The sequence below is a fragment of the Leucobacter sp. M11 genome, assembly GCF_035726885.1.
GTDB lineage: Bacteria > Actinomycetota > Actinomycetes > Actinomycetales > Microbacteriaceae > JAPFRB01.
Window position 1 is genome coordinate 329,431 of sequence record NZ_JAPFRB010000002.1, and the last position, 3,380, is coordinate 332,810.

The 3,380-nt window shown below is 67.8% G+C and carries 4 protein-coding genes; 1 reads left to right on the forward strand and 3 read right to left on the reverse strand.

What is annotated here, in order from left to right; translation table 11 throughout:
* The coding region (locus OOT08_RS05835) for a phosphopantothenoylcysteine decarboxylase domain-containing protein (RefSeq protein WP_325091641.1) at nucleotides 1-686 on the forward strand (686 nt) is incomplete at its 5' end.
* A 143-nt stretch (nucleotides 687-829) separates the two neighbouring features.
* Here the strand turns inward: OOT08_RS05835 and OOT08_RS05840 are convergent.
* From OOT08_RS05840 to OOT08_RS05850, 3 genes are all read right to left on the reverse strand, one after another.
* The gene (locus OOT08_RS05840) at nucleotides 830-1,645 is read right to left on the reverse strand and encodes an HNH endonuclease signature motif containing protein (RefSeq protein WP_325091643.1); all 816 of its coding nucleotides are present in this window, start codon (nucleotides 1,643-1,645) and stop codon (nucleotides 830-832) included.
* The gene (locus OOT08_RS05845) at nucleotides 1,606-2,553 is read right to left on the reverse strand and encodes a DUF222 domain-containing protein (protein WP_325091645.1); all 948 of its coding nucleotides are present in this window, start codon (nucleotides 2,551-2,553) and stop codon (nucleotides 1,606-1,608) included. The genes OOT08_RS05840 and OOT08_RS05845 overlap by 40 nt, the downstream gene beginning before the upstream one ends.
* A 501-nt stretch (nucleotides 2,554-3,054) precedes the next feature.
* Nucleotides 3,055-3,255, reverse strand: coding sequence for a hypothetical protein (locus OOT08_RS05850; RefSeq protein ID WP_325091646.1), 201 nt, complete (start codon nucleotides 3,253-3,255; stop codon nucleotides 3,055-3,057).
* Nucleotides 3,256-3,380: the final 125 nt, after the last annotated feature.

The window sequence follows — 3,380 nt, forward strand, 5'->3', positions numbered from 1 at the left end:
CGCTCGCGGGCAAGCGCGTGCTCGTCACCGCGGGGGGCACCCGGGAACCGCTCGATCCGGTGCGCTACCTGGGCAACCGGTCGAGCGGTCGCCAGGGGGTCGCCCTGGCCGCGGCCGCGGCCGGGATGGGGGCGCAGGTCACCGTGATCGGCTGCAACGTCGCCGAGGGCGTGACGGGCGGCTTGCCCGCGGGGGTGCGCCTGCTGCCGGTGTCCACGACGGCCGAGCTGGGTGCCGCGCTCGACGCGGAGGCGGGCACGGCCGACCTGGTGCTCATGGCCGCCGCGGTTGCCGATTACCGGCCGGAGACGGTCAGCGACGGCAAGATCAAGAAGACGGCGGGAGCCGACGACCTCGTGCTCCGGCTCGTGCAGAACCCGGATCTCCTCCGGGGGCTCGTCGCCCAGCGGCCCGAGGGGCAGCGCATCGTCGGCTTCGCCGCCGAGACCGCCACGGACGCCCGCGAGCTGCTGGAACTCGGCCGACGCAAGGCGGCGGCAAAGGGGGCCGACGCGCTCGTCCTCAACGAGGTCGGCTGGGCGCTCGGGATGGACCAGCCCGATAACCGGGTCACCCTGCTCAGCGCCGAGGGGGCCATCCTCGGGCTCGCGGACGGCACCAAGGACGAGGTGGCCTCCGCCATCCTGCGCTTCCTGCTCAGCGCCTGGGACGATCTCAGCGGCTGAGACGATCTCAGCGCCTGAGACGACTCAGCGCCTGAGACGATCACCGCGCCTCCCCGAAGCCGGGGACTGAGCAGCGGGAGCGGAAGCGAGACGCAGAGCTGACGTTCCGCCCCGCCTCCTCCCCGCCCCACGGGTGCCAGCGATCACGCGGTCTCTGAGGCCGCCGATGGTCGTTCCGGGTACGTCGTCGCGCGCCGGCCGCTCAGGGTCTCCCACTCCAGCACCCCGTTCACGTTATCGAGCAGCGTCCAGCCATTGTGGGTCTTGCCCGGCCCCGTCGTGCCAGGGTCGCCGCGGCCCTTCATCGTGTGGTGGGTGCGGCAGAGAAACGCGAGATTATCGTGACAGGTTTCGCCGCCCGAGTCCCACGGCACCGAGTGATCCAGGTCACACCGGACCGCCGCACGTTCACACCCGGGGAAGCGGCAGTGCTGGTCCCGAATTTCGGTGAATCTGCGAAGCGCCTTTGGCGGTGCGTAGCTGTCGCGGCCAACGTTGAGAATCGCGCCCCGGTCGTCGGTGAACAGGGCCCGGAAGGAGCCGATCCCGAAGGCGACCCGCTCCGCGGTCTCGTCGTCGAGGACCCCGTAGCCGTCCAGCTCGGCGAACTCCTTGCCGAGGATCGCCTCGGCGCTGGCCTCGGGGCCGAGATCCTCGGTGAGCCCGGCCAGGATGCGCGTGGGCACCGTCACGAGGACCTGCCCGCGCACCCCGCGGGGCGGCAGGGTCGTGGCGCGTGCGGCTGGCTGTGCCTCGGCGGTGCTGGATGCATCAGTGGTCTCGGGCGCTTCCGTGTCGATCTCGCCGAGCGAAATCAGGTCCACGAGTACATCGGCGCGGAGCTGCGCGATGCCACGGGGGAGCGGCAGCGCGGCAAGGGCCGCGGCCAGCTCCTCCTCGGTACCCGTGTGCGCCTCTTTCAGCGCGTCAACGCGTTCCCGGTGGTCCTGCTTCTCCATGATCGCGAGCTGTTTGCGAGGGCGTCGCTCCGGTCGACCGCCGCGGTGAGTTCCACGGCGGAGTGCCGGATCGTGAGCTCCATCATCCCGTTGCGGGCGGGCTCGTTCCAAGCACCGCGACGCTGGAAGGCATCTGCGTGCCGCGCCTCAGGAGACACGGGATCGACCCGGTTCCGCAGATCCTCAGCCACGCGCAACAGCTTCGCGGGAGTCAGCGTCGGGGCAACCTCGGCGAGCTGCTCGTCCAAAATTGAGCGGGCCACGGGCGGCGCGTCGGCGGTGACGCGAACGATCGCGGATACGCGAGCCTGGTCGAGCGAGCCGGACGAGAACGCCTCCCACACGTGAGGCAGATCCTCGGCGACCGCGAGCGCATCGTTCAAGAGCCGCGCACCCGTGGGCTTCCCGACCGTGACCGCGAACGCGATCTCTTCGGCCAACTGCCCCATCCGCTGGGCCCGGTCCTCGCCGGTCTGGGTCTGGTCGATGACCTGCCCCGTCGAAGCGAGCACCCGCGCGGCGTCTTCCTTGGTCTCCCGCGCAAAGCGCTCCTCGTTGAGGTCGGCGAGTTCCGCGATCAAGCGAGCGCGACGGGCCTCCACCCGATTCTTCTCCCGGGTGGCCTCAGAGATCGCCTCGCTCAACTCAGCCTCCCGCGCGCGCAGTGCCTCAGCGTTGAGGTGCGCGCGGGCCGCGGAGGCGGCCACCTTGGCGGCTGCGAGCGGGTGCTGAACCTGGTCACCCGGAATGACCCGGGACGCGGCAAAGGCATCGGCGGCGATGCGCTGCGCGATCTTCGCGGCGCTCGCCCCGGTCACCGTTCCCGTGCCCGGCACGCGCGCAAACGCACCGGCCCGCGATGTGCGGGTGTCGGTGTCGCGGGGTGCGACGGGAGTGAAAGTGACCATGCCCCAATTTTACCTGAACTGAACCGAAGGAAAGTGCTGTTCATGCCCTATTTCTAATCGAAAACGATATGCCCCAGCCTCGGATTATCGCAAGAAAATATGGCGCGTTTTCGCCGCAACGCTTGACACGAAAACGCACCTGCCGGCTCCCCATTTCGCCATCCCACAGCACCAGAGAACGACACGGGCCTTTGCGTCCGCGCATCACGCCGAACAATATGCGATCCCCGCTATGTATCTTCGCGATTCCTCAGAACCACGTATTCCCCTCAGCAGGCATGCACCCTGCTGGGGCTCGGATTCCGTGCTTCTTGCGGCTGCGACGTCTGGACGTTTTCCTGCTGAACGGCGCATCCTCGCAGCCTTGTGTGGCTCGGCCTCTCGGCATCCCAGCGTCCCCGGCCCTCCGCCCAGTCGCGCCTCCGCCTTCCCGCCTTCCGCCCTCCCGGCCTTCACACTCCCTTGCCCCCTCGCTCCTCACCATCCGAGCAACATCGCTTCTCAGCGCCATTGCCCCATGACCGTCATCGCATCATTGCCGTCTGTAGCCTCTTTGCTTCTTTGCTTCTTTGCTTCTTCGACCCTTTGCGTCTTTGCGTCATAGCGCCCTAGCCGTCTTTGCTTCTTCGAGCCTTTGCTTCTTTGCTTCTTCGAGCCTTTGCTTCTTTGCTTCTTTGCTTCTTTGCTTCTTTGCGTCTTCACGTCTTTGCGTCTTTGCGTCTTTGCGTCTTCACGTCTTCACGTCTTCACGTCTTCACGTCTTTGCGCCCAGGCCCTCTTGCCGAAGCCCGTTGCTTCCCCGGCTTCATAGCTCCATAGCTCCATAG